This window comes from Micromonospora sp. NPDC002389 (genome assembly GCF_040296095.1).
In the GTDB taxonomy this organism is placed as follows: Bacteria; Actinomycetota; Actinomycetes; order Mycobacteriales; family Micromonosporaceae; genus Micromonospora.
Window position 1 is genome coordinate 51,135 of record NZ_JBEOWP010000012.1, and the last position, 25,444, is coordinate 76,578.

General features: G+C 68.3%; 19 protein-coding genes. 10 read left to right on the top strand and 9 right to left on the bottom strand.

Features of this window, described 5'->3' with window-relative positions:
- Positions 1 to 47: 47 nt before the first annotated feature.
- Complete coding sequence (locus ABT008_RS22310) at positions 48 to 1,070, bottom strand: 3-oxoacyl-ACP synthase III (protein WP_350698150.1); 1,023 nt, start codon at positions 1,068 to 1,070, stop codon at positions 48 to 50.
- Between the two features lie 191 nt (positions 1,071 to 1,261).
- The gene (locus ABT008_RS22315) at positions 1,262 to 1,756 is read right to left on the bottom strand and encodes a winged helix-turn-helix transcriptional regulator (protein ID WP_350698151.1); all 495 of its coding nucleotides are present in this window, start codon (positions 1,754 to 1,756) and stop codon (positions 1,262 to 1,264) included.
- Between the two features lie 114 nt (positions 1,757 to 1,870).
- Here ABT008_RS22315 and ABT008_RS22320 point away from each other — a divergent pair, with 114 nt between their 5' ends.
- Entirely contained in the window at positions 1,871 to 2,449 is a 579-nt protein-coding gene (locus tag ABT008_RS22320) for a dihydrofolate reductase family protein (protein WP_350698152.1), read from the top strand.
- A gap of 225 nt (positions 2,450 to 2,674) precedes the next feature.
- Here ABT008_RS22320 and ABT008_RS22325 read toward each other — a convergent pair whose 3' ends face one another.
- Positions 2,675 to 4,456, bottom strand: coding sequence for a substrate-binding and vWA domain-containing protein (locus tag ABT008_RS22325; RefSeq protein ID WP_350698153.1), 1,782 nt, complete (start codon positions 4,454 to 4,456; stop codon positions 2,675 to 2,677).
- Between the two features lie 86 nt (positions 4,457 to 4,542).
- Entirely contained in the window at positions 4,543 to 5,808 is a 1,266-nt protein-coding gene (locus ABT008_RS22330) for a serine/threonine-protein kinase (RefSeq protein WP_350698154.1), read from the bottom strand.
- 354 nt (positions 5,809 to 6,162) lie between these two features.
- Between ABT008_RS22330 and ABT008_RS22335 the strand changes: the two genes are divergently transcribed.
- Positions 6,163 to 7,191, top strand: a complete 1,029-nt coding sequence (locus ABT008_RS22335; RefSeq protein ID WP_350698155.1) for an outer membrane protein assembly factor BamB family protein — start codon at positions 6,163 to 6,165, stop codon at positions 7,189 to 7,191.
- Positions 7,192 to 7,248: 57 nt separating this feature from the next.
- Here the strand turns inward: ABT008_RS22335 and ABT008_RS22340 are convergent, their stop codons facing one another.
- Positions 7,249 to 7,620, bottom strand: a complete 372-nt coding sequence (locus tag ABT008_RS22340) for a DUF4345 family protein (protein ID WP_350698156.1) — start codon at positions 7,618 to 7,620, stop codon at positions 7,249 to 7,251.
- On the bottom strand, positions 7,617 to 8,000 hold the full coding sequence (locus tag ABT008_RS22345) for a hypothetical protein (RefSeq protein WP_350698157.1): 384 nt from the start codon (positions 7,998 to 8,000) through the stop codon (positions 7,617 to 7,619). The genes ABT008_RS22340 and ABT008_RS22345 overlap by 4 nt, the downstream gene beginning before the upstream one ends.
- Positions 8,001 to 8,076: 76 nt before the next feature.
- On the opposite strand from ABT008_RS22345, the gene ABT008_RS22350 reads away from it, so the two are divergent.
- The 4 genes from ABT008_RS22350 to ABT008_RS22365 all read left to right on the top strand — a co-directional run bounded on the left by ABT008_RS22350 (position 8,077) and on the right by ABT008_RS22365 (position 11,065).
- Positions 8,077 to 8,880, top strand: a complete 804-nt coding sequence (locus ABT008_RS22350; protein WP_350698158.1) for a helix-turn-helix domain-containing protein — start codon at positions 8,077 to 8,079, stop codon at positions 8,878 to 8,880.
- Between the two features lie 139 nt (positions 8,881 to 9,019).
- Positions 9,020 to 9,550: a pyridoxamine 5'-phosphate oxidase family protein gene (locus tag ABT008_RS22355; RefSeq protein WP_350698159.1), complete on the top strand. Its 531-nt coding sequence runs from the start codon at positions 9,020 to 9,022 to the stop codon at positions 9,548 to 9,550.
- Positions 9,551 to 9,993: 443 nt separating this feature from the next.
- Positions 9,994 to 10,386, top strand: coding sequence for an SH3 domain-containing protein (locus tag ABT008_RS22360; RefSeq protein ID WP_350698160.1), 393 nt, complete (start codon positions 9,994 to 9,996; stop codon positions 10,384 to 10,386).
- A gap of 307 nt (positions 10,387 to 10,693) precedes the next feature.
- Positions 10,694 to 11,065, top strand: a complete 372-nt coding sequence (locus ABT008_RS22365; RefSeq protein ID WP_350698278.1) for an ArsR/SmtB family transcription factor — start codon at positions 10,694 to 10,696, stop codon at positions 11,063 to 11,065.
- A gap of 163 nt (positions 11,066 to 11,228) precedes the next feature.
- Here ABT008_RS22365 and ABT008_RS22370 read toward each other — a convergent pair whose 3' ends face one another.
- Positions 11,229 to 12,014: a class I SAM-dependent methyltransferase gene (locus ABT008_RS22370; RefSeq protein ID WP_350698161.1), complete on the bottom strand. Its 786-nt coding sequence runs from the start codon at positions 12,012 to 12,014 to the stop codon at positions 11,229 to 11,231.
- A 329-nt stretch (positions 12,015 to 12,343) separates the two neighbouring features.
- Here ABT008_RS22370 and ABT008_RS22375 point away from each other — a divergent pair, with 329 nt between their 5' ends.
- Complete coding sequence (locus ABT008_RS22375) at positions 12,344 to 12,709, top strand: hypothetical protein (RefSeq protein WP_350698162.1); 366 nt, start codon at positions 12,344 to 12,346, stop codon at positions 12,707 to 12,709.
- A 103-nt stretch (positions 12,710 to 12,812) separates the two neighbouring features.
- Here ABT008_RS22375 and ABT008_RS22380 read toward each other — a convergent pair whose 3' ends face one another.
- Together ABT008_RS22380 and ABT008_RS22385 are read right to left on the bottom strand one after the other, a co-directional pair.
- Positions 12,813 to 14,273 (bottom strand): SDR family NAD(P)-dependent oxidoreductase, encoded by a 1,461-nt coding sequence (locus tag ABT008_RS22380; protein ID WP_350698163.1) that lies wholly within the window; start codon positions 14,271 to 14,273, stop codon positions 12,813 to 12,815.
- Positions 14,274 to 14,503: 230 nt separating this feature from the next.
- Positions 14,504 to 15,061 carry a dihydrofolate reductase family protein gene (locus tag ABT008_RS22385; protein ID WP_350698164.1) on the bottom strand — a complete coding sequence of 186 codons (558 nt, stop codon included), beginning with the start codon at positions 15,059 to 15,061 and terminating at the stop codon, positions 14,504 to 14,506.
- Positions 15,062 to 15,377: 316 nt separating this feature from the next.
- Here ABT008_RS22385 and ABT008_RS22390 point away from each other — a divergent pair, with 316 nt between their 5' ends.
- The 3 genes from ABT008_RS22390 (at position 15,378) to ABT008_RS22400 (ending at position 25,433) form a co-directional block, all read left to right on the top strand.
- Positions 15,378 to 16,319, top strand: a complete 942-nt coding sequence (locus ABT008_RS22390; protein WP_350698165.1) for a DUF5996 family protein — start codon at positions 15,378 to 15,380, stop codon at positions 16,317 to 16,319.
- Positions 16,320 to 16,486: 167 nt separating this feature from the next.
- Positions 16,487 to 18,727, top strand: coding sequence for a coiled-coil domain-containing protein (locus ABT008_RS22395; protein ID WP_350698166.1), 2,241 nt, complete (start codon positions 16,487 to 16,489; stop codon positions 18,725 to 18,727).
- A complete protein-coding gene (locus tag ABT008_RS22400; protein ID WP_350698167.1) occupies positions 18,636 to 25,433 on the top strand; it encodes a hypothetical protein in 6,798 nt (2,265 codons plus the stop codon). Before ABT008_RS22395 ends, ABT008_RS22400 begins: the two co-directional genes overlap by 92 nt.
- The last annotated feature ends 11 nt before the right edge of the window (positions 25,434 to 25,444 follow it).

Consider the following 25,444-nt stretch of genomic DNA (forward strand, 5'->3'; position numbering starts at 1 on the left):
ACTGTCCAGGCCGGGTAACCCGAGCGGCGACGCTGCCTGTCGGCTGCTCACCACACGACCTCCAGGGCGCATGTGTTCAGGCCGGAGCCGACCCCCATGCACAGCACCCGGTCACCGGAGTGGAGCGATCCCGCGTGGTGGGCCAAGGTCATCGGTAGCGATGCCGGGCCGACGTTTCCCCACAGTGGGAACGTCGCCGGGACCCGCCGATGGTCAAGGCCGAGCCGCCTGACGACGCCACGCGTGTGGGCCGCTGAGACCTGATGCATGACGTAGAGGTCCATGTCCTGCCAATCCCACGACCGCGCATCCGCCCAGGTCGCCTCCGCGAGCTCCACACCCGCGTCGAGGAGACCCTTCGCATCGGTACGCATCCGCGTGTTGTCCCCGACGCACAGTTCGTGATGCTGGGTGGCCGCCCTGCTCACACCGCCGATCAGCCGGTGCTCCTGGTGATGGCTGCCGGCGGCGCCCAACACCATCGCGGCCGCGCCGGAACCGAGGGTCAACGTGGCGAACTGTTCCCGGACGTCGTCGCGGGTGGAGTCGGATCGACGTAGCCGCTCGATGGTCACCTGTTGGGCCTCGCGGGAACTCTCACCCGCCACGATCAGCGCGTACCGGATCTGCCCGGCGTCGATCATGTTGGCAGCGACCTGGATCCCGTTGACGAACCCGAGGCAGGCGTTGGCGATGTCGAAGTTCAAAGCCGACGGCGGCAGGTCCAGAGCGTGGTGGATCGCGACCGCCGTCGAGGGCTCCAGATGCGCGCGGGACACCGACGTGTTGATCAACAGGCCGACGTCACGCGCGTCGACACCCGCTTCCGACAGTGCCTTGGCGCCGGCCGTCGCCGCCGCCTCGGCGAATCCGAAGCCCTCCGGCCACCAGCGCCGCTCCTGAACTCCGGCGATCCGCTGAAGCATCCCTGGGCGCAGTCTCAGCCGTCGGAAGGTCTCGCTCAGCTGCTCATCGAACTGATCAGAGGTGACGATGACCGGCGCCTCCAAAGCCGTAACCGACAGTATCGCCGTGTTTGCGTAGCGATACTCAGCGTTGCCATGCGTCATCCAGCCTCCGCCCGTCGCCCACCCTGAGGGCTCGAAGTTATCCACTCGGCCCCCCACGCACCAACGGTCAGTCGGCATCGCGGCGAACGTCACTCACCCGCGCGCGCCGTCGACATGGCGCGGTCCGCCGGTTCACCCGCGAGTGGCGTCTGTGACCCGCAGTTGGGCCTGCCGCCTCGAACACGGACGGGTCAGGCTCTGCGCGCCAGTTCCGCCTGGTAGGCCGCCTCCAACTGGGTGGCGACCGAGGTGGCGCCGGCTGGCCGGGGCTGGCCCAGGTGCGTCTCCCGCAACTCGTCCATGAACTGGTGCCACAAGTGTGGGCCGCCCTCGTCGAGTATCCGGGCTCGGATACTGAGCTCGGGGCTTACCGGTAGGTGCTGTCGCCCCCATGCCCCAAGCGTCGCGAGCACCGGGACGAGCTGGATGGATCGCTCGGTGAGGTGATAGATGCGTCGTTGTTTGTGTCGGGGGTCCGGGGCTTGCGAGAGAAGATCGTTGGCGAGGAGGCGGCGCAGCCGGTCGGCGAGGATGTTGGAGGCGATCCCTTCGTCGGAACGCGTGAGCAGTTCGCGGAAGTGGCGGCGATTGCCGAACATGATGTCGCGGATCACCAGCAACGACCAGGTGTCCCCGATCACTTCCAAGGCGAGGTTGATCGGACAGTCCGAACGATGCTCACTCATGAACCCTCCCGATGCCCCCGCGAACTGATTGCAGACTACTCCCGGTTCCCCTAGGCTGTTCGGGCCGATTGCATGTTGCAATCGGATTCATGGTCGAGTACCCAGGGAGAGCCCATGCCAGATCGCCCGGCAGGAAGAGTGCTGTGGCATGCGACCGTCTCGCTCGACGGCTACATCGCCGCCCCAGGTGACGACGTCACCTGGGTCTTCGACCACTTCGACCCGGAGGAGCCGACAGCGGTCGCCGTGGTTGAGCGCACCGGAGCCGTGATCGCCGGACGACGCAGCTACGAGGCGGGAGAACGAGACGGCAGGAAAGTGTTCGACGGCGCCTGGTCCGGCCCGCAGTACCTGCTCACCCACCGCCCCACCGAGCAGCCGCTCCATGGCGTGGCAGTCCGCGCCGGCGACGTCACACCTGTCGTCGACGAAGCCCGGATCGCCGCGACGGGACGGGATGTGCTCATCATCGGCGCGGACGTCGCCAGCCAGTGCCTGGCCGCCGGCCTGGTGGACGAGGTCATCGTGCACATCGCCCCGATCCTGCTCGGCGACGGCGTACGCTTCCGCGGCCCCGATAAGCACACCCATCTCACACTCATCGACGTCAGCCGCCACAAGGAGATCGTCACTCTGCACTACCAAACCGGCGTGGACGGACCGTCCCGTGCGGCGAGAGCGAGCCTGGCCTGATCAGGCCAAGATCCCTGGCAGACTCGGGTCGCATGCGGCGCTTCTGCTCCTGGGACGGCACCGCTCGGCCCCGTGCCGGCAGCCCATGCCCGGATCGTGTGGCCTTGCGGACAGGTTGTCCATAACGACGGGGGATCGGTGCCCGTCCGGACAGGCGGCGCGGATCGACGTCAGTGCGCTGAGGGTGTTCGCGGCGCGCTGACGACGTCCCAGAGTGAGAGTGCGTCAGAAGCTGCTGACCAGCTTCACGAACGCCTCGTCGATCGTGGCGGGATCGGTGGCGTCGTAGGCCTTGCCCGACGACGCTTTGGCGATCTTGTTCAGGGTGACGAAGTCCGACTCCCGGTCGAAGGCGATGCAGAACACCTTCACCGGACGCTGCGGATCCAGGGCGACCTCGTCGAGCAGGCGGGTGAGGTCGTTGTCCTTGGTGTACTCGTTCTTGCCGTCGGTCAGCACGACGATCGCGTTGATCCGCTGCGGGTCGTACCGGTCGAGCAGCTCCCGGTGGGCGGCCCGGACCGTCGCGTAGAGCGCGGTGCCGCCCTCGACGTGCAGGCCGTCGATCTTGCGGGTGATCCGCTTCTGATCGAACGCGCCGAGAGGAACCTCCTCGCGGTAGGGGCTCTTCGGCCGCTTCGAAGTCTCCGAGGAGAAGGACCAGAGCCCCACCCGGTCCTCGGAGTTGAGCAACGCGAGGCCCTTGCCCGCTGCCGCCGAGGCGACCTGGAAACGGGTACGGGTGCCGATCATCGCCTGCATCGATCCTGACGTGTCCAGGGCGATCAGAATGTTGGCCTTCTTACGGAGGGTGCGCCAACCGTCCAACATCGCACCGACGACCTGCGGGTCCGGGGGCTCGAAGTAGGTCAGCCCGCCGGCGGGCTCGTCACCGACGCTTGCAAGCAGCTCCGCCGACGCTCGGCGTTCGTGGTTCCGGAAACCCAGGCGGGTGAAGCTCTGCTGCTGGGCGTCCTCGGTCAGGAAGGCCTGGAAGTCGGCCGCTGCCGCGCGCTGCCGCTCATCGGCGGAGGGCAGCACCACGAACGGGTGGTCCAGGTTGAACGTGCCCTCCTTGGGGTGGACGGCGACCAGCGGGACGTTCGGCCGGCGGCCCCGCTCCTGCCCCTCCTGCCGAGGGCTCAACGCACCCGTGTTGTAGAGGTCCACCAGTTCTTCCTGCAGGACGATGGCACTCATGTCGTCCGTACGGCCCGCGAGGTCCGCCTCGGCGAGGCTTCGCAGCAGGTCCACCGAGTCGTCGCTGTAGTGCGCCACGTTGGCCTCGATCCGGCGCACGAACTGGGTGACCGCGGGTTTGGCCAGGTCGGACCGGGTCAGGTCGCTGGACCGTTGCACCGCCGCGTAGTAGGTGGCGATGGTCGCCGCCAGCCCGGAGGTGGACAGGTTCGGGTTGTCCTTGCCGAACGTGAACCGGCCCCATTCCGGCTTGCCGAAGCCCGCCCACCCGTCCCGCCCGGACAGGCCCAGGATCTCCCCCCAACCCAGCGGCCCGCGCTGGCGTACCAGCTCGGCCTTGGGCTGCGGCATCGCGATCACCAGCGGGCTGTTGGCGATCGACGGGTAGCGGTCCGGCGTCTGCGGTGCCCGCCCAGCGGCCATGTCGAGCAGCCGCAGCTGGCCGGTCCACAGGCTCGACGTCGGCAGCCAGACCTGTGGTTGCGGCAGGCCGGTGTGGGCCCATCCGGTGGCCAGCGCCTCGGTTGCCTTGCCCGAGTTCAACGCGCTGACGTGCACCTGGGCGCAGCCGCCGCCGTCGATCGACCGGGTGCTGCTGTTGTAGCGCTCGGCCAGGTCGACCAGTAGCTCCGCCTTCTCCGTGGAGGAGTTGACCTGGAGGGTGATGGCGCAGTCGGTGCGGGGCCCCTCGCTGCCCGCTTCGTGCTGCTGGACGAACACGAACGCTCCGACGATGACCACCAGCCCGGCGGTGACGGCGGCGGTGTAGGGCAACCACTGCCGTGTACGCGTAGCGGATGGGGTCATCGGGACGTCCTCCTCGGCGGGCGGCTGGTGGCAGTCAACCTATCGATCCGGCGCCAGCCGGCGCCCCAGACCTCCACCGTACCGAGTCATCCGTGGTCGGAGCGTCCCCCGACCGCCGTCGCGACGAGCAGCCGAACCAGGTAGACCACGACGAAGGTGACCGCCCCGGCTGCGGCGGCCGGGCCGATCGCGCTCGACGCGACGTAGCCGCCGGCGGCGCCCACCGAACCGAGGAAGAGTGCGGTCGAGATGCCCCAGGCGTCCAGGGACTCACGCCGCAGTCGCCGCAGCGCGCCGTCGGGCTCGGCACCGACGGCGGGCTCCGTCACGGGCACGTGTTCCGGCCGTGTCGGCCGGGCCTGGGTCGGCACCGTCGGCTGGGCCGGAGTCCGCGACGTTGTCGAGTGCGGCTGCGGTGCCGTCGGCGTGATCTGGGGGAGCGGGTGGTTCGGTGTCGGCGCGCCCGCTGTCTCGTTGCCGACTTCGAGTAGGTTCTCCCGGTGTAGCGGCTTGGTGAGCGTGGTGTCCTGTCGGAGCAGCCGTACCAGTACACGTTCGGCATCCGGCCGGTCCGCCGGATCCTTGGCCAGGCACTGGCGAATGAGCTCGTCCAGTGCGGCAGGCAACGCGGGCAGCTCGGGTGGATCGTGCAGCACCCGGTGCATCACGGCGAAGAGCGAGTCGTTGCCGAAAGGCGGCTGACCGCCGGCAGCGAAGGCGATCGTGGCCGCCCAGGCGAAGACGTCGCAGGGTGGACCGACCGCGTCGTTGCGGAACCGCTCGGGCGCCATGTAGGCGGTGGTCCCCATGACTCGGCTGGACGCCGTCTCGGTGACTCCCAACGCGCGTGCGATGCCGAAGTCGATCACCCGAGGGCCGTCCTTGCCCAGTACGACATTGTCCGGCTTCAGATCGCAGTGCACCACGCCGGCACCATGGATCGCGGCGAGTGCGGTGACCGTGCCGACCGCGAGCCGGTGTAGGGAGTTGCCGGTCACTGGGCCGTGCTCGCGGACGTGTCGGTGCAGGGTCGGACCCTCGATGAACTCACTGACCACATAGGGCTGCTCGCCGTCCACCTCGGCGAAGAGCACCTGCGCGGTGCAGAACGGAGCGACCCGGCGTGCGGCGGCGATCTCTTTCACGAACTGCGACCGGGCCCGTGGATCACTCAGATCGGCGTTGATCATCTTGACCGCGACCCGGTCACCAGCGTCGTCCTCGCCGAGATAGACGACCCCCTGTCCACCCGCGCCCAGCCGGCCGACCAGCCGATACCGGCCGGCGGTGACCGGATCGTGCGTCCACAGTTTCGCCAATCCTGGCACCGGCGTGCCGGCCAGTTCTGACATCCCGACTCCATCAGCGTCGTGCCCGGCCACCGGCGGCGCAGGACACGGCCATCGTGCCATGTCCGCCGCTGCTGACCGAGAACTCCGAGCACGGGCTGAGGTCGAAGAACACCCATCCGCAGGGAACGGGACTCTCGCATCGTCGGCGCCGATGCGGCTACTCGGCGCGATCGGCAGGGCGCCGATCGAGGCCGGCCGGGAGTCCTTCACCATCACCGCGGCCGGGGGGCCTGCTGGGCACCGGGTGCGCCGGATGGCGTGCCTTCCGGGTCGAACCGGTAGCGATCTCCTTGCCGTTCCCGTCTGACGACGGCGTGCCGCCTCGTCCTCGGGTTCGTGCGTGACACTGGGCTCGTGGATCAAGCGCTGGAGGTGTTGTGGTCGCGGCTTCTGCACGTGCGCTCGAGCCCGGTGGCGTTGGCGGTGGGGTCCGGGGTCCTTGTCGTGGCGGAGCGGCACTCGCGTCTGGTGGGGTTGGACCGTCAGACCGGGGTGCCGTTATGGGAGCAGGAGGTGGAGGACTGCTGGGGCACGACCGTCGTCGCGGGCGATCGCTGTCTCTATCTGAGTCAGGCTGGTGTCCTGCATTGTTTCGACGCGCACAGTGGGCAGCGGGCGTGGTCGACACCGAAGCTGCGCCTGCGCCGCTACATCAGTGTCAGTGGGGCCGTCGCCTTCCTCGGCGGGTGGCGTGGCTACTCTCCGCTGACACGGGTGGATCTGGTAACCGGCGAGCCTCTTCCGGGCCGGTTCCCGGGACCCGCGCCGGGCAGCAGCTTGGCCTGGCCGCTGCCCCTGCGGTGGGATTCGGAGCGGACCTTCGCAGGAGACGCGATCCTCATCGCCACTGCCGAACAGGCGGCACTGCTGCTGTTGGACGCGCGGACCGGCGTTGCCAGGGGTGAGTGGTCGCTGCCGGCGCCGGTGCGTTTTCCCGACTCCGGCATCGCCTTCACCGTCGGCGACGACGGCCGCATCATCTTTCTCAGCGGCAGGCGCACCGTCATGGCCCTGCGTCCCACCGGCGGCGTGGAGATCCTGTGGCGGCACGACCGTGACCTGCCGTCGCTGCCACCGCTCCTCACCGGTCGAAGGCTGTGGCTGGCCGAAGAGACCGGCGTCACGCTCATCGATCTCGACCGCAGTGCCTGTACAAGGGTGCCGCCTCTCCCGCCCGGTGCTGCCAGTGAGGGCGTCCCCGTGTCCGGAGGTGCACTCTTCGCCCGCGCCGGTCATCACATCATCATGGTGAACCCGGCCGGGGAGATCAGCGCTCGCGTGCGACTACCAGCACGCATCGACCGGCTGCTTAACGATGGTGGATCTCTGGCACACGCCATCGGCAAAGGCCACCTCACCACGATCGGCATAATGCCTCATTAAGCACGGCGACCAGCGACGCTGCGGTGCCTTCCCTGTCTGCCATACGACTCGTCAGGATCAGGGTCGGGCGACGCCGAACAGCAGGGCGGCACCGATGGTCTCGATCCAGAAGTACCACCAGATTGGATAAAACGCAGTGGCCTTGTCGGCGATCCGGGAGAACAACCGGCCGAGGGCCATTCCGGCAAGGGCCGCTGCGACGGTGATGACCGCGCCGGTCCGGATATCGCCGATGTCGAGCGCTGCGGCAGCCAGTACGGCGGCGATCGCCAGGCCGAACCCGCCGTAGACCGCACGGATCTCGGATCGGCTTTCTGCTGAATCGATGACGATGCGGAAGGGACGGGCAAGTGCCGCAGGCGCGGCGAGCGCGTAGACGCCCATGCCGAAGAAGAACATCCCGACGATGATGATGACCGTTGTCGTCATTCGCGCCCTCGAACCGCTGGCGTCGTGCGGCGCCCGCAGGGGCCGGACGCGAGCAGGGCCGTCCCCGCCGACAGGACGAGCAACGCGACGGCGTCGACCTGCGCCACCCGGACTACCTGCTGGTTCAGCGATGGGGTGGTCAGCACGAGAAGCAGGAAGGTGCCGAAGCTGGCCGCGTTGGTGGCCACCGCGGCGGGGCGCAGGTGCGGGCGGAACGCCGAAACGATCACGGTGACGCCGACCAGGGCGAGCAGGATCGCCCGATGCCGCATGAGTGTCTCCAGGTCCGCGCCCGTGACGTCCACGCCGTAGGCCGAACGGGCCCAGGCCGGCGATACGGCACCAGCGCCGGGCAGTACGTTGAGCAATCCGGCCGCCACAAGGAGCCCTTGCCCCAGTCGCCGCCTGATTCGTCCTGGCGGGCGCAGCACGCGCGTTGGCCGTTCCTCTGCGGTTATGAGCACACATGCGATCATCGGCCACGTGGCCGATGTCCCGCTTCCAGAAACGTGTCGTGCCGAGCAGGCGAGGATCTGGATCTGGCTCGGACAGGCGGCCTATCTGGGGCCCTCGCTGAGGCTGAATGCGCACTCCGGTTCCGTGCACTGCTTCGCGTTGGGCGTCGACGCACCGTTCACGCTACAAGCCGACGACATCGGTGAACGGCGTACCCGCAGCGCCCTCATTCCGGCGCGAACACGACACCGGGTCATCGCGGACGACGGCCGGATGCTGTTCTTCTACCTCGACCCTGGCTCGGGCCTGGCGGAGGGTGTTCGCGCTCGGATGACCGAACGCACCTCCTCGGTCGGGCTTGACTATCAGCACGAATCGTCGCTGATTCGTCACGTACAGGAAACCTCGTTCCCCGATCCGGCCCGACTACGGGAATTCGTCGACCCTCCGAACCCTGGCGCGATGGACGAGCGGATTCGCACCGCGATCGGCATCATGCGTGCTCAGCCTGACCAGAAGATGAGCGCGGCGCAGCTCGCTGCCGAGGTGCACCTGTCGACGTCACGGTTTCTGCACCTGTTCTCGGCGAACGCCCACACCAGCTTCCGCCGGTACCGGTTGTGGGCACGGATGCTGCACGTCGCGCTCGCGGTCGGCGAAGGTATGGACCTGACCCGGGCGTCCATCGAGGCCGGGTTCGCCTCGCCGGGGCACTTCAGCGACAGCTTCCACGCCATGTTCGGACTGACCGCGAGCAGGCTACTCTCCGAACACACCCGCCTCGTCGTGCTCGACACGCGATGACATTCACCTGGCGTCCGCACGCCAGTAGAAGAAATATGACACAAGGTGTCAGGCTCTCGGTGGAGCATAGGTTCATCGGTCGGCGCCGGTGATGGGCGCGGACCAGGGCACAGATTGATACGGAGAGACAGGGACCTCCATGCGCGAAACCCCGGAAGATATCGAAAAGCTCCAAGCCCTCCTTAACGCCTCCCTCGCCGGCTCCACCTCCCACCTCCGCTCGATCATCAACGCCGCACGCACACTGAACGCGGAGCAGCTCACCCAGGTCCTCACCGGCATGTGCACCCTCGCTCTGTCGAGCGTGACGGCGAAGGGCGAGCCGCGGATCAGCGGTGTGGACGGGCACTTCCTGCGAGGCAAGTGGTACTTCGGCACGGCGCGCGACGCCGCCAAGGCGCGCCATCTCGCGGCGCGACCCGCCGCCAGCGCCGCACACATGCGCGGTGAGGACCTCGGCGTCTTCACGCACGGCACGGTGGAGATCCTCAACCCCCGCAACGGCGACCAGGCCACGGACTGGCCGGACGTACTCGCGTACCTGAAGGACTTCTACGGCGACGACCCCTTCGACTGGGACAACGACGTGGTCTACTACCGGCTGCATCCGCACTGGATGACCGTCTACGCCCCAGACATCGCAAAGCTCACCCCGGCGTCCCAGCCCTGATCCACAGCACGAGCCAACCGACACGCGTCCAAGACCCGCTTCGTCAGAGGTCTCGCCACCCCCTAGCCAAGGGCGAACCGTTCAAGCCGGGAGACGGCCTGCTCGCTTCGGACGGGCCGATAGCATCCGCGATGTCCTGGACGAGCTGGAGCTCGTCGGGAACGTCCGCCGGTCACGGCCTGTGACCTGAGCGGTACAAGCATCGCCACGCTGTGGAGCGCGGCGTCAACCGGCTCGAACGCAACCGTGCGGTGGGCCACTCGCTTCGACGCGCTGGCCGTCGGCAACGAGGTCACTGTTCACCTCTTCGCCGCCAGAAAGAAATGACTGTGATCGATGTCGATGTGCGCCCTAGGGTGAAGTCACTCGATATTCCGCCACCGTTCTCGCTGCTCCGGGCAGCGCCGCATCGGCGGGGACGACTACGAGACAGGGAGTGGTAGATGAAACTCACCACCGCCGCACGCCTTACCGCGTGCGCCGTGGCCCTCGGCCTACCGGTCGTGGCCGCCGGCCCGGCGATCGCGCAGACCGCCCCGCAGACCTCGACCGAATCGACCACGGCGATGGCGCCGCGTTGTGGTTGGCTGCCCGGCGCCAACGAACCGTACAGCGTCGGCTTCTCGGGCGCCGGTATCCGCCTGCGGACCGGCCCGTCGACGACCTGCACCGTGCTGGGCCTGGGCTACGCGGGCCAGAGCGCGACCCTGCGGTGCGGCGCGGTGGGTGACGACGGCTGGGGCTGGTACTACGTCAGGAACAACAGCACCGGCGTCACCGGCTTCGTCCGCGGTGACGGCCTGACGGGCGTACCGATCTCCACCCTGGCCTGCTGACACCCGGTGTCGGTCGGCACCGATCTCCGGGCCGCGTCGGGCACCTGTCCGGCGCGGCCCGCCGCCGCCCGCCCGATCCGGCGGCTCCGGCCTGGTCGGCAACAGCCAGTCCCGGGTGGTGATGCCGGTCAGAGGATTGAAGCGTAGGTGGCCGGTCGCCGGGTTCGGCGATCGTGACGCCGTGCTGGACGCGTCCGGTGGTACGTAGATCATCATGCCGAGATACGGCAGAAGCGATGAGCTCCCACACGAGCTCCGGGTGATCCTGCCCTCGTTCACCAGCGGATTGATGGGTTTTCCTGCAACGATGCAGGGCGTGGCAACTGTGAAGACTGTGACGCCCGCCATCTCGCCCCTTGCCGGTGAGCCGTTCGAGCGTGCTGATGCCGAGCGGCTTGCGGGGGTGTTGAAGGCGTTCGCTGATCCGGCTCGGCTGCGATTGCTCAGCTTGATCCAGTCGGCTCCGGAGGGGGAGGCGTCGGTCAGTGATCTGACTGAGCCTCTCGGACTCTCCCAGCCGACCGTGAGTCATCATCTGCGGATTCTCACCGAGGCTGGTCTGCTTGAGCGGGACAAGCGTGGTGTCTGGGCGTATTACCGTCTCGTGCCGTCTGCCATCGCTGCGGTCGCCGACCTGTTGACCCCACCCCGCAAACGCGCAACGAAGAAGACCCGCTGACCGACGTCATCCCAGACGCCCCCTGAGGCCGATAAGGAGTTTCCGGCACCGGACGGGGGCGCCGCTTCAGATCGGCGCGGTGGTGACGTCGCGCGCCGGTCGACGAGGCGACGCGCCTGAGACGGCACCGACGCGTTCGCAGGTGCCAGGGTCAAGGTGTCGATCAAGGGGTGCGGCCACCAGTGCTCTGCCGTGTGCGTTCCCTTCGATCGAGCCGCCTCGTCTCCACCGGCCCGGCGGATCGGCAGCCACGGACCTGAAGTCGCTTCCATTCCAGGGATCTGCCGTCCGCGCATCGGGATGCAGCCTGCAGGACTGGCCATTCGGCTCGTCTGGGGCCGAGAATCGAACGCCCTCCGAAGCTTTCGTCGACAACCGTGATTGGACGTCGGCAGAAATAGACCAGGGCGGGTGGCAGGTTGGTCCACACCGTCCGGCTGATGACCACTTCCTCGAACCGCGACCGGAGAGACGCCAGCAATCGCTGGGCCGATGGGGCCCACCGGGCGTGAACGTAGGCGAATGTGGTGAAGACGCCGGCCGGCTGCAGCACGGTTACCACCTCAGACAGTACGTTCCGTTGCAGTTCTTCGTCGAAAGCCGCCCATGGCAGGCCACTGACCACGACGTCGACCCGGTCGACGCCGCGTTGCACGAGCACCTCGCGGAGGGACGCGGCGTCCGCGACCGCGATTTCGACAGCGGGATGAAGCATGGCCAGTCGCTCGGCGAAGCGAGGGTTGATCTCGATCGCGAGGTGTCGGCCCGATCCGGCCAGGCGCTGCTGGATGGGCGCGGTGAAGGCGCCGGTTCCAGGGCCGAGTTCTAGGACAACGGGACAGCCCGTCGCCGGCACCGAGGCTGTGGCCAGCTCGGCCAGTGCCGGACCGCTCGGCCGGATCGCTCCGACAGTCAGAGGGCTGCGCAGGAACTCGAGAAGAAATGACACAGGTGTTGCCCACTATCGCTCGGGAGCTGAACCGGCTGGAGGCGTCGCCATTCACTGGGTCATGGACTGCCGCCGGTCCGGGTCTCGGGTCGTTCGTTGCGATCGAGGCTGGACCATCGTGGAGGGGACAACAATGGTCTCCCGATCCCAGGATCGGGAGACCTCCGAGCCGCAGGAGAAGCGTGAGGTCGCCGGGGCCCTGCGGTCGGGCCAGGTCGACGCGCCCTGACACCCGGTTCCGCGCTCAGGCAACGGAGGTGCCGTGCCCGCGATGAGCCTGGGTCTGGCGGAGATCGTCGTTCGCCGCGACGGGGCCAGAGCACAGGCATGTGTGGCGGTGGCGGCCGTGCGCGCCGACCGGAACACCGCTCGACGCACTATTTGCACTCGCTGGTGCGGCCCGGCTCGACGGCGAGCTCACCCGCTCGGCCGTCCAGTTCCGGATGTTCGCCGACGTGCTCCGCGACGGCGGGTACCTGGAAGCCGCCGTCGACCGTGCCGCCGAGCCGGCGCTCGGCCCGGCACTGGACGTCCGGCGGATGCTCGTCCCGGTCGGCGCCACCGCGATCCGCCGATTCCTGCGCCCGTTGGCCTGGCAGAACGCGCCGGAGTGGCTGCTGCCCGAGGAACTACGCGACGGTTACACCGAGATCCCGCGACGGCTCGACGGCCGCCTCGACGCGGGCCGCCGCTGACGGGACGAGGGCGTGGTCGTCGCGGAACCGGTCGGTCCCTCGACGACCAGCGTCGGAGCAGGAGAACGTCGGCAACGGGTGCGTCGGCAGGGGCAGCAACGGATCACCAGGCGCAGGGCGCGTAGTCCTTGAGGAAGCAGCCGTACAGGTCTTCGCCCTGTTCGCCACGGACGATCGGATCGTAGACCCGGGCCGCGCCGTCGACCAGGTCCAGCGGGGCGTGGAAGCCGTCCTCCGCCAGCCGCATCTTCGTCGGGTGAGGCCGCTCGTCGGTGATCCAGCCGGTGTCGACGCTGGTCATGAGGATGCCGTCGGCCAGCATCTCCTGGGCGCTGGTCCGGGTCAGCATGTTCAGCGCGGCCTTGGCCATGTTGGTGTGCGGGTGCCCTGGCCCCTTGTAGCCACGGCCGAACTGGCCCTCCATCGCCGACACGTTCACCACGTACTTGCGGCGGGCGGTCGCTGCGGCCATCGCCGGTCGCAGTCGGCTGACCAGCACGAACGGCGCGGTCACGTTGCACAGTTGCACTTCGAGCAGTTCGACCGGGTTCACCTCGTGCACCCGTTGCACCCAACTGTTGACCGGGTCGAGGTCCGGCACCAGACCGCCGGCGTCGATGGCGCTGGCTGTCGCGATCCGTTCCGGCGAGGCGGAGCCGCTGGTGAGCGCCAGTGCGGTGAGCGCGTGCGGGGTGATGGTGGGCGAGTTCGGTGGGGCGATCAGACTGCCCGCCGGGTCGCCCCGGCCGGCCGGTTTGGCGAACGTGATCATCTCCGGGAGTGGGCCGTCCGGCAGGGCCGCCGCCTCCGCCGCGACGAGGTGCGCGTACGCGGCGGGCGTACGGCGGACGGTCTGCGCCGCGTTGTTGATCAGGATGTCGAGTGGTCCCTGGTCGCTGACCGAGTCGGCGAGGGCGATCACCTGGGCGGGGTCGCGCAGATCGATCCCGACGATCCGCAGGCGGTGGAGCCACTCCCCGCTGTCGGGCATCGCGGCGAATCGGCGGACCGCGTCGTGGGGAAACCGTGTGGTCACCGTGGTGTGCGCGCCGTCGCGCAGCAGCCGCAGCGCGATGTACATGCCGATCTTCGCCCGGCCGCCGGTGAGCAGCGCGCGTCGGCCGGTCAGGTCGGTACGGGCGTCCCGGCGCTCCCGGTTCAGCGCGGCGCAGGGCGGGCAGAGCTGGTGGTAGAAGGCATCCACATCGCGGTAGCGCTGCTTGCAGATGTAGCAGCCGCGCGGTTTGTGCAGCACGCCGGCCGTGGCACCCGCGGTGGGGGAGACGAGCGGGTTGCCCTGGGTCTCATCGTCGATCCGGCCCGGGGCGCCGGTGGCGGTGGCCGCCGTCACCGCGCGGTCGGCCGCCGCGATGGCGTCCCGCCGTTCCTCGCGCCGCCGCTGCTTGATCGTCTTGTAGAGCCTCGCGGTGGCCCGCTGCACCCGCACCACGTCGGGGTGATCGGAAGGCAGGTCCTCCAACGCCTCGAAGACGCTGAGACAGGTCTCCAGCCGGGACGGGTCAATGCGGTACTGACCGTTTTCCGTATCTTTGTCTGCCGTCATGCCGTCGCTGCTCGTCCCGTTCCCTGCGCCGGATCTATCCGGCCCACCCCAAGTCCGACCCGGAACTGTACGCACCGCGCGGCCTCCGACGCATCCCCGCGCCTGTCCACCAGCCCGGAGACCGTCGAAATCACACCGTCCTCGCCTTCGAGGAGCCGTTCACCCCGCACGGCGAGCGCGAGGAGGACGCCGCGCTACCGGCGACCTGGCGGCGATGGACTCCGTGTGACTCAGTGCGCGCGACGGTAGTGCACGGCCACCACGCCGCTGCGGAGCGGCTCCGCCGAGACCAGCTCGAGCCGGCGGGTGCCGGGCAGCCCGCCCTCGTACAGCGTCGGGCCGTGACCGGCGATCCTGGGATGGATGAGCAGCTTGTACTCGTCGATCAGGTCCAGCCGGTCGAGTTCGGTCGCGAGCTTTCCGCTTCCGAGCAGGACCCCGGCCGGGGTCGTGTCCTTGAGCCTCTGCACGCCCTCGCGTAGATCGCCGGCGATGTGGTGGCTGTTGGCCCACGGGAAGTCGTTGCGCGTCGACGACACCACGTACTTGGGTTTGGCCTCCAGCTTGACCGCCCACTCGCGCAGGGCCGGCGGTGCCTGCTCGTCGCCGCGGGCGACGGCCGGCCAGGAACTCTCCATCATCTCGTAGGTGACGCGACCCCACAACATGGCTCCGGCGTCGTCCATGAGACGGGTGAAGAAGGCGTGCGTCTCATCGTCGGCGATCCCCTCCCGGTGGTCGACGCAACCGTCCAGGGTGAGGTTGAGGCTGAAGACGAGCAGTCCCATGGCCGGCGAGTCTAACGCCGGACCTCGCCCAACTCCGGGAACTCCGGTCCGGCGAGGCACCTCCGGGGTCGTGGAACTGGCGCTCCCGGGCCCAGGTCGTGGAGATCGGCGTGGTCGTTCTGCTCGACCTGCCGCGCTAGCCCGACCGTGCACCTGGTTCGACCGGGTATCCGGAGCAGGCCGCAGCGTTCGCCCCGTGGAACCCACCGGACACGCCTACGCTCGGGGTGCGCTCGACGGGTGCGGCCGGCCGAACCGAGGACCCGACCACGACGACCGTCACCCTCTCGTGACAGCACCAAGGATGTGAGTAGCGATGACAAGCCCGCACACGACGAGCTGGCCGAGCCTGCGGGTCTCGGACTGGACCGCCACCCGCGACACCCTGCACATGTGGACCCAGATCGTGGGCAAGATCCGCATGGCGCATGCCCCGTTGCTGAATCACTGGTGGCAGGTGACGCTGTACGTGAGCCCGCGCGGGTTGACGACGTCCGCCATCCCGTACGGGACGGGAGCCTTCGAGATCGAGTTCGACTTCATCGGCCACCGGCTCGACGTACGCAGCAGCGACGGCGGCACGCGGAGCCTTCCGCTCCGGCCGATGCCGGTCGCCGAGTTCTACTCGCGGGTCATGGCCATGCTCGACGAGCTCGGGATCGAGGCACCGATCCGACCGCGCCCCAACGAGGTCGACCCGGCGATCCCGTTCGCCGAGGACCACCAGCACGCCTCCTACGAGGGGGAGGCGGCGGCCCTGTTCTGGCGACAGCTGGTGCAGGCGAACCGGGTGATCGGCGAGTTCCGGTCGCACTTCGTGGGCAAGGTCAGTCCGGTGCACTTCTTCTGGGGCGGGATGGATCTCGCCTGCACCCGCTTCTCCGGCCGCTCGGCCCCGCCGCACCCCGGGGGAGTGCCCAACTGCGGGGACTGGGTCATGGTCGAGGGCTACTCCCGCGAGCTGTCCAGCTGCGGGTTCTGGCCCGGCGGCGGTGCCGAAGGCGCCTTCTACTCGTACGCCTATCCCACACCTGACGGGTTCGCCGAACAGCCGGTCGGCCCCGACGGCGCCTACTTCAGCACCGAGTTCCAGCAGTTCCTGCTGCCCTACGAGGCCGCCCGGACCGCACCGGACCCCGACCGCGCGGTCGCCGAGTTCCTGCGCACCAGCTACGAGGCCGCCGCGAACCTCGGCCACTGGGACCGCGCCGGGTTGGAGGACGACCCACTGCGCTGGCAGCGCACCGACGCACCCTGACGACCGCCACCGATGTCGGCACCCACCGGCGGCTCGAACGGTCCACGGCACCGCCCGCACGGCGATCTAGCTGAGCCGCAGGTCCCCAGGGATGTCATGTTGGTCGGTGGGGAGGCGTACCGGCGTCACGCCGCTCCGGTGATGACGGTGATGAGGCGAGGTACCTGGTGCGCGGCGGGATCGTCTGCAAAGAGATCATGGTCGTTCCTGGCCGGTTCGTGTTGACCGGAGCGATGACCCAGGAACGCCACTCGAACGCGTTGGCCGTGTCGATTGCCACGCCACCACCGGCCGAGGGCACGCTGGTGCATCTCATCGAGGAGTCGCCGCGTTCGGCGGTGGGGTTGGACCATCTGCGCAGTCAGCCCTTTACCGATGCGATGGTGCTGGTCCCGGGGGACATCGATCGTTGGGCGACGGGACCACGCCCGCTTCCGGATGACCCGGAGGCGCTGGGCGGCCTGGCCGATCTGTACCGGATGCAGGTGCAGGTGCCGGTGGGCAGTGCCCGTTCGCCTCAGATCGTTCCGGTCAGCGTGGATGGTCGGGAGTCGTCGTGGACGGACGCCGACGCGGTACGGGTGTTGCCGTGGTCGCAGGTCGCGGGACGGGCGGTGGTGCAGGCGGCGTACGCCCGTGTCGTGGCGGGCGAAGAAGCGGGTCGGCGGCGGCTGGACGGCGTGTTGGCCGATCTGGCGAGGATTCAGCAGGGCTTGCGGGTAGCGATTCCGCCAGGGTCTCTGGCGGCCGCCGTCCACCTCGCGTGGGCCGGCACTCAAACGCAGGCGGCGGAGCTGGTGCGGCGGGTGCTGCCGGTCGCCGTCTCGGAGTTGCCGGAGGTGGTCGGTGAGGCTCCGGAGGCGGTGGACGCCACCGTGTTGCTCGACGCCCTGCGAGACAACCCGGGTTCGGTCGCCCTGACGTGGTTGCGGCAGCCCGGTGGGGCACCGACGGTGGCGTGGCTGCTCGGGGACGGCGCGGAGGTGCGGTGGATCGGGGCGTTGGAGTCGCAGGGTGCGGGAACCCTCATCGGATCGATCGACGACCGAAGGTTGACCGCGCTGCGCGGCGGCCTCACGGCGGTGCTGCTGGACAGCGGTGGTGTGCGCCTTCGACCAGCCAGGGCGACAGAATCGATCATCGCGCAGGCCCGATCCGCTCCGGCGTCCGGGCAGGTCTCCGACGTGGTGCGACCTCGTCTCGCCGAGTTGCGTCGGATGTTGATCGAGCGCTCCGGTGAGCTGACGACGTTGCGCACTGAGATGGTGACAACCGGAGCGGACAGGGACGCGGGGACTGCGGCAGCGTCGGTTGAGGCTGCCGTTCTGGCCGGGCGGGAGCGAACTCTGCAGGCGGAGATCGCCCGGCTGCGCGCCCGTATCACCGAGCTCACCAGGATCGCGACTGACTTCCGGGTCGAGGCGACCGAGATCGGTCTGGTCAGTCAGATCAGGGTGCGGCAGTGGAGAGACGGTGGTCCGGGTTGGGTCAATGTGCCGGTGCTTGTCGATGGGACGGGCGTCCACGGCCTGCATCCGGAGACCAACGAGCGGACCGGGGACTTTCGTCTGGTCGACGGTGAATGGCGGGCTCGCCTGTTTGGGGGCAGCGGGATGCCGGGCGACGACTTTCGTCAGGACGACGAATTCTGGGAGGGTATGTGGGTCGGCGACCGGGCCTCGCTGCCAGTCCCGATGGACGTGGACGCGACGGTGGATCCGGCACTTCTGCCGGTGGTCGATCCGGTCCTGCTGCCGGTCCTCGACTCGGACAAGCACTGGCAGCCCCCGCAGAGAGCGGCGTTTGTCGGCACGCTCTCCACCACCGGGAAACTGGCGGTGATGGGCCGCCTCGTGAAGCTGAGGCCGGTGAGCCGTAGCACCACGGTCGGATACTGGACCGACGACACGAGGGTGTGGGTTCAGCTGCTGGATGGCGGTCGGGTCATGGTCGTCTACCCGCACCCGGTCTTTGGTCTGCGTGGCACCAGAACGAGAATAACGGAGGGCTGGCGGCGGGTGCCCGGAGTGGAGGCGACGGCCGCTCGGCGAGGCATTCCGGACAGTAAGAGTCGGCTCTCTGTGGACGGTCGCCGGATAACGCTGACCGGCCTCGGCGGGACTGAGGTCGAGTACCGGTACGACGCGACGACGGTGTGGCTGCTGTTGCCCGATGGCAGAAAGATCATGGCTACCCATTCAACATCCGGTCTTCGACCCGGCGGCGGCCGGGCCGGTGACGGAGGCGGGCTGGTCACGCGAGCCGGGCGAGACGACCACGTGGCACAGCGGCAAGATGTCGGGGAGTCGACTCTGGGTGAACCACCGACGAGTGGTTTTCGGGTCCGACGTTTACTCCGATGCCGATGCCGATGCCGATGCCGATGCCGATGTCCGGTACGCGTATGACGCGACGACGGTGTGGCTGATCTTGCCGAGTGGACAGCAAATCATGGTCACCTATCCATACCCGGCCTTCCACCCGGCTGGTGCCAGTCCGGTGGTGGAGGAGGGTTGGCCGCGGGAACCGAGCGGCAAGGCGGCAATGGCCCGGCTCGGGACCGCCGGTGACAGCGGTCTGGATGTCGACGGGCGGGAGGTTCCGTTGTGGCCGATACACGATGGGAGCTCCATCAGAAGTCAGGTCGCGTACCGGTTTGACGAGACGACGGTGTGGGTGCGGTGGCGTGATGGCCGGAAGGTCATGGTCACCTACCCGCATCCGGTCTTCGGTCCGGCGGCAGCGGGTCGGGTGGTGGTGGATGGTTGGCGTGATCCCAACTACCTGATGGTCTCTGACAACTGGCCCGAGCCGGGCGGCGGTCCGATGGAGCTGGACGAATCACTGCAGGCGACGGTGGTGCCGGTGGCGGGATCCACCGGCGTGGCGGTGGGCAGTGGCGAGTCGAGTCGGCTGAGGGGCGATGGCTGGATACCTCCGCAGGAGGCGGCGTCCTCCGCAATGCTCCATAGCGGCAAGATGACCGTGAAGGGTCGCTCGGTCCGGCTGCCAACCAAGTACGGCGATACCGAGGTCACGTACTGGGCTGACGATACGAGGCTGTGGGTCCTTCTGCCGGATGGCAGAAAGGCCATGGTCGTCTATCCGAATCCAGTCTTCGGCTCCGGTTACGATCAATCGACGGTGATCGGAAGCTGGGAGCGGCAGCCGAGTGGGCTCGTGTCGGCGGCTCGTCCCGGCACTCTGGACAGGCAGAAGCGGCTCGCCGTCGACGGCCGCGTCGTGCTGCTGGCCGGTCACCTCGAGGCCAAGGCCGAGGTCGAGTACCGGTATGACGCGACGACGGTGTGGGTGCGTTCGCAGGACGGCCGGGAAACCATGGTCACCTATCCGTATCCGATCTTCGACCCGGCGGCTGCGGGACCGCTGATGGTGGAGGGCTGGCCCCAGCAGCCGAACGCGATGGCGGAGTTCAGAAGCAGCAAGCTGGTGCAGGGACAGGTACGTATCAACAACCGTGTCGTGCAGCTGGGGAGGAAGTACCCCGACAGCCCGCTCGACTACGCGTATGACGCGACGACCGTATGGGTGCGTTCAGCCAATGGTCGAAAAGTCATGATCACCTATCCCTATCCCGTCTTCGACCCGGCTGACCGTAAGCCGGAGGTGGAGGAGGGCTGGCCACGGGAACCGAGCGCGCAGGCGGCGATGGCCCGGCTCGGCACAGTCAGTGCCGTCGGTCAGATCTCAGTCGACCGGCTCCTCCTGTACTTCGGGGCGAAGATCGGTGGGACATCGACCAAGGGTGCGGTCGCGTACCGGTTTGACGAGACGACGGTGTGGGTGCGGTGGCGTGATGGCCGGAAAGCCATGGTCACTTTTCCCTATCCGGCTGCTGCCCCGGCTGCTGCAGGTCCGGTGGTGGTGGATGGCTGGCGCGATCCCAACTACCTGATGGTCTCTGACGACTGGCCCGACTGGTCCGGTGGTCCGGTGGATCGGGGTGAGAATCCGGTCTCGCTCGATGTGCTTCGCCAGGACGAGGAGTTTCGGGTGGACATGTGGCACGACAATGAGGAGGAGTTACTGCCCGCCCCGATGGACCTGGGCGGAACGGCTGACGACGATGCCGTGCCAGTGGTGGATCCGGCCGACACGTCGATGGTGGATGCCTCCGCAACACCCGCGGCGAGTGTGAGCGACGCGGAAGCCAGCGATGACGAGCCGAGTCAACTGAGCGAGGATCCGTGGCAGCCGCCGCAGAGCGCACCGTCCACCGGCAAGATCCGCAACCGGAACTTGGCGGTCAAGGGTCGCGACGTGCGGTTGAGGTCGAGTCACGCAGGTGCCACAGTCGACTACTGGGCCGACGGCACGACGGTGTGGGTACGGCTGCCGGGTGACACACGGGTCATGGTCGTCTACCCGAACCCGATCTTCAGCCCGAGTAGCGCCAAACCGAGAGTGCTGCAGGGCTGGCGGTGGCAACCGAGTGAGCTGGCGGCGGTCCGGACCGGCACGGTGACCGCCCAGCAAGACCTGGTCGTCGACAATCGCCGGGTAACGCTGCGCGGACACATCGCGGCCAGGGCCGAGGTCGAGTATCGGTATGACGCGACGACGGTGTGGGTGCGTTCGCAGGATGGCCGTGAGGCCATGGTCGCGTATCCGTACCCGACGTTCGACCCGGCTGCCGTCGGGCCGGAGGTGGTGGCAGGTTGGCCCCGGCAACCGAGCCCGACGGCGGAGTTCGACACCACCAAGCTGTCGGGAGGACGCCTCTGGGTGAACAACCGACGGGTGGATCTGGGATCGAAGAGATTTCCGGATGTCGAGGTCGAGTACACGTATGACGCGACGACGGTGTGGGTGCGTTGGCCGGACGGCAGCACCGCCATGGCCACGTCCCCATCTCCGATCTTCGATCCGGCTGATTCAGGACGGGCGGTGGTGGATGGCTGGCTGTGGGAGCCCAGTGCGACGGCGAAGCTCAGCTCGGGCCGGCTGTCGAAGGGACGACTGTGGGTGGACAACCGCGTAGTGCGGATAGGGACGACCTACCCGGATGCGGCAGTCGATCTTTGGTCTGATGGGAATACGTTGTGGGTGCGTTGGACCGATGGCAGAAAGGTCATGGCCACGTATCCGTATCCGGTCTTCGACCCGACCGCCGGGCGGCCAGTGGTCGTGCAAGGCTGGCCGCGCGAGCCGAGCGGGCAGGCGACGATGGCCCGGCTCACTACGTTGGAGCACAACGGGCGGCTCCAGGTCGGTGGGCGTCGGGTAGAACTGCGGCGGATCGGTAGCGAGCTGTCCCCGGGTCTGGTCGCCTACCGATATGACGCGACGACGGTGTGGGTGCGTGGGCGCAACGGCAAGAAGGCCCAGGTGACCTACCCCTACGCGGCCTTCGATCCGGGTACAGCGGGTCCTGTGCTGGTGCAGGGCTGGCGCGATCCCAACCATCTGATGGACGACCCGGAGGGCCCGGACGGTCTGCTGGAGTGGGACGGAAGTCCGGTGGATCCGGCTGAGGACCCGGTGTCGCTCGACGTGCTTCGCCAGGACGACGACTACTGGGACCGTATGTGGCAGGGCGGTGAGACCGCGTCCTCCGCCCCTACGGGTCCGGGCGGCACGATGGACCCGGTCGCCATGTCCGTGGTGAGTCCGGCTGATCTATCGATGGCGGACGCCCCGGCAGTGTCGGCTGTGGGTGTGGGCGACGCGGAAACAGTGGTCGGCGAGCCGAGTCAGCTGAGTGAGGAGCGGTGGCAGCCGCCGAAGGAGACGGCGTCCGCTGGCAGGCTCTCTGCCGGCACCTTGATGGTGATGGGCCGTGAGGTGCGGACGAGGTCGAGGTACGCCAACGTCTGGGTCGAGTACTGGACCGACGACACCACCGTGTGGCTGCTTCTGCCGGACGGTGATCGAGTCATGGTCGTCTACCCACAATCGGTGTTCGGCCCGCCCGGCGTTAGATCGACGTTTGTTCAGGATTGGCCACGGGAGCCGAGCACGCAGGCGACGGCGGCTCGGCGCGGCTTGACGAATAGTGCGGGTCGACTTGTTATCGACGGCCGCAAGGTGTCGGTGGGTAGATACCGCCATACCGAGGTGGAGTACCGGTATGACGCGACCACGGTGTGGTTCGCTCTGCCGGGTGGCGAAAGGGCCATGGCCACCTATCCGTACTCGGCTCTCATCCCGGCTGCTGCCGGACCTTCTGTGGAGGATGGCTGGCCACGACAGCCGGACGCGACGACGGAGTGGAGCATCGGCAAGCTGTCACGAGGAGAACTGTGGGTCAACGACCGGCGGGTCAAGTTCGGGGACGACAAGTACCCCGATGCTGAGGTCCTGTACGCGTTCGACGCGACGACGGTGTGGCTGACTCTGCCGGATGGCAAACAGGCGATGGCCACCTTCCCGTACCCGGTCTTCTATCCGCCCGGCGCGGAGCCGGTGGTGGTGCAGGGCTGGCCGCGGGAACCGGGCCCAGGGGCAGCGACGGCCCGGCGCGGCACCGTGACGCACGGCGGTCAACTGTCCGTGGACGAGCGCACGATTGCGCTGGGAGAGACAAACGATGGCAAGTCGACCGAGGGCCCGGTCGGCTTGCGATTCGATGCGACGACGGTGTGGGTGCGGTGGCGTGATGGTCGGAGGGCCATGGTCACGTTGCCGTACCCGGTCCTCGATCCGGCCGCTGCCGGCCCCGTGCTGGTGGATGGTTGGCGTGATCCCAACTCATTGATGTCCTCTGACCGCTCGCCCGAGTGGGACGGTGGTCCGGCGACATCGCTGCCCGTTCCGATGGATCTGGACGAGCCGCTGAACGCGACCGTCCGGCCGGCGTCGAACTGGGCAGGCTTGCCACCTCCCGAGGAGGCAGCGTCCACCGGCGAACTCCGCAACGGAAAATTGATAATCCAGGGTCGCGTCGTGCAGCTGAGGTCGAGGCACGGCAGCGGCACCGTCGAGTACTGGACTGACGACAAGACGGTATGGGTACGGCTTCCGGATGGCACCGAGGCCATGGTCGTTTACCCGACCCCGACTTTCGGCACGAGTGGTGCCACGCCGACCCTGGTGCAGGGCTGGCCGCAGCAGCCGGGTGACCTGGCGGCGGCAACTCGGTCCGGCAAGCCGGACAGCGGTGGCCAGCTGCGTCTCGACGGCCGCCGCGTGTCGCTGGGCGCACACTTCGCGGCCGGGGGTGAGATCGAGTACCGGTACGACGCGACGACGGTGTGGGCGCGTTCACCGGGTGGTGGCACAGAGGTCATGGCTTCCTATTCGTTCCCGGTCTTCGATCCGGCTGCTGCCGGGCCGGTGGTGGAGGACGGCTGGTCACGCCAACCGGGCCCGTCGGCGCGGTTCGTCCGCGCCGCCCTGCAGCACAGAGTTCTGAAGGCGCACAACCGCAACGTGCGTATCGGGGAGCGCTATCCCGATGCCACGGTCGATTACACGGTGGATGCGACGACGGTGTGGGTGCGGTGGCCCGATGGTCGGAAGGCCACGGTCACGTACCCGTACCCGGTCTTCGATCCGGCGGCACGGAAGCCGGTGGTCATGGAGGGCTGGCCGCAGGAGCCGAGTGAGCAGGCGACGCCGGCCCGGCTCGGCACGATCAGTGCCGCGGGTCAGATGTCAGTCGACAAGCTGATCGTGTATTTCGGGCAGCGGATCGGTGGAAGATCGCCACGGGCCGTGGTGGCCTACCGGTTCGACGCGACGACGGTGTGGGTGCGGTGGCGTGATGGTCGGAAGGCGATGGTCACGTACCCGTATCCGGCTCTTGTCCCGGCTGCCGTAGGTCCGGTGGTGGTGGATGGTTGGCGTGATCCCAACTACCTGATGGTCTCCGACGACTGGCCTGAGCTCGACGGCAGCCCAGCGGATCCTCGCGAGTTGCCAGTCTCGCTCGGCCCGACCGTGAGTGCTCAGACGACGGTAGCCGTTCACGAGGGTGCCGCTGTCGCCGAGCTGCCGGTCGCCTATGGCCGCCGTGGGGTAGCCGACGACCGGGGTGTGTTGGTGGTGGGTGAGATGGCTCGGTGGCGGGCGTGGTCGGAGACTTCGGCGGTGGTGGCGGCGCGGTCGACGGTTCGTCCGGTGGTGGTGGTCGATGTGGGCGAGGGCCTGGGGCCACGCAGTGCGGTGCTGTCTGCCCTCGGCATGGTGTTGTTGCAGTTCAGTCGTCGTCGAGTGCAGCCGTTGGTGGTGGCGACGGGGCTGGTGTTCGAGGTAGCGACGGTGGTGGGTCGTTACGGGTTGCCGGTGATCGGTCCGGATGGTGCGGGTCCCGGTGCGAGGTGGCAGGTTGTCGCTCCGGATGGAGTGGTGCACTCGTCGGCCCGGGCGTTCAGCATGGCCTCGTTCGCGGCCGCCGGTGAGGTGTCGTCGAGTGCGGTTCAGCGTGCCGATTCCGAGGTGCTGACGCAGTGGTTGGCGCAGCCCGACTGGCCGGCGGCGGAGAGTTTCCTCCGGGAGAACACCAGCGATCTGCTGCATCCGCAGATCCGGCAAGAGTTGGTGCATTTGAGTGAACAGGATCCGGCCAACCGGTTGCTGCCGGTCTTCAAGACCATTCTTGACCTGGTGGGGGAGAACGGCCGCGCGGTCGATCCGGCCGACTCCCGGTATCGCGCTCCGGGGCCGTACGCGGTGGAGCCGTTCGGCGGGGTGCGGGGGCCGTTGTCGGTGACCTTCGCTCTTGACTATCTGGAGCCGAAGCCTGATCCGTTGCACCGCAAGCCTTGGGATGACCGTTTGCTGCGGCTGATGTATCTGGACCCGCGAGCTCGTGATCGGGCAGGGCTCCTGGCTGCGGGGGTGCTCGGTGAGCAGCGGGGGCGAGTCGATGACGGCCGGTGGAACGCGACCGTGTTCGGTGCGGTGACCACGGCGCTGGGAATGACCGTGGAGCAGGCCGAGAAGCCACGGCCCGTGGGTTCCTGGGGGAAGGCGTTGGAGGATGTGGCCTGCTGCGAGGCGAACCCGGAACACCGGATGTACTGGATTCCCCGGATGGACGAGTTGCGTGACCTGGTCTCGGTGAACGGTATTCCTGGGTGGATCGACGGTCCGGCGCCGGCACATGGGCAACTGCTGGAGGTGCTGACCGAAACGCTCGCCAGCTGTTGAGGCGCCTGCGC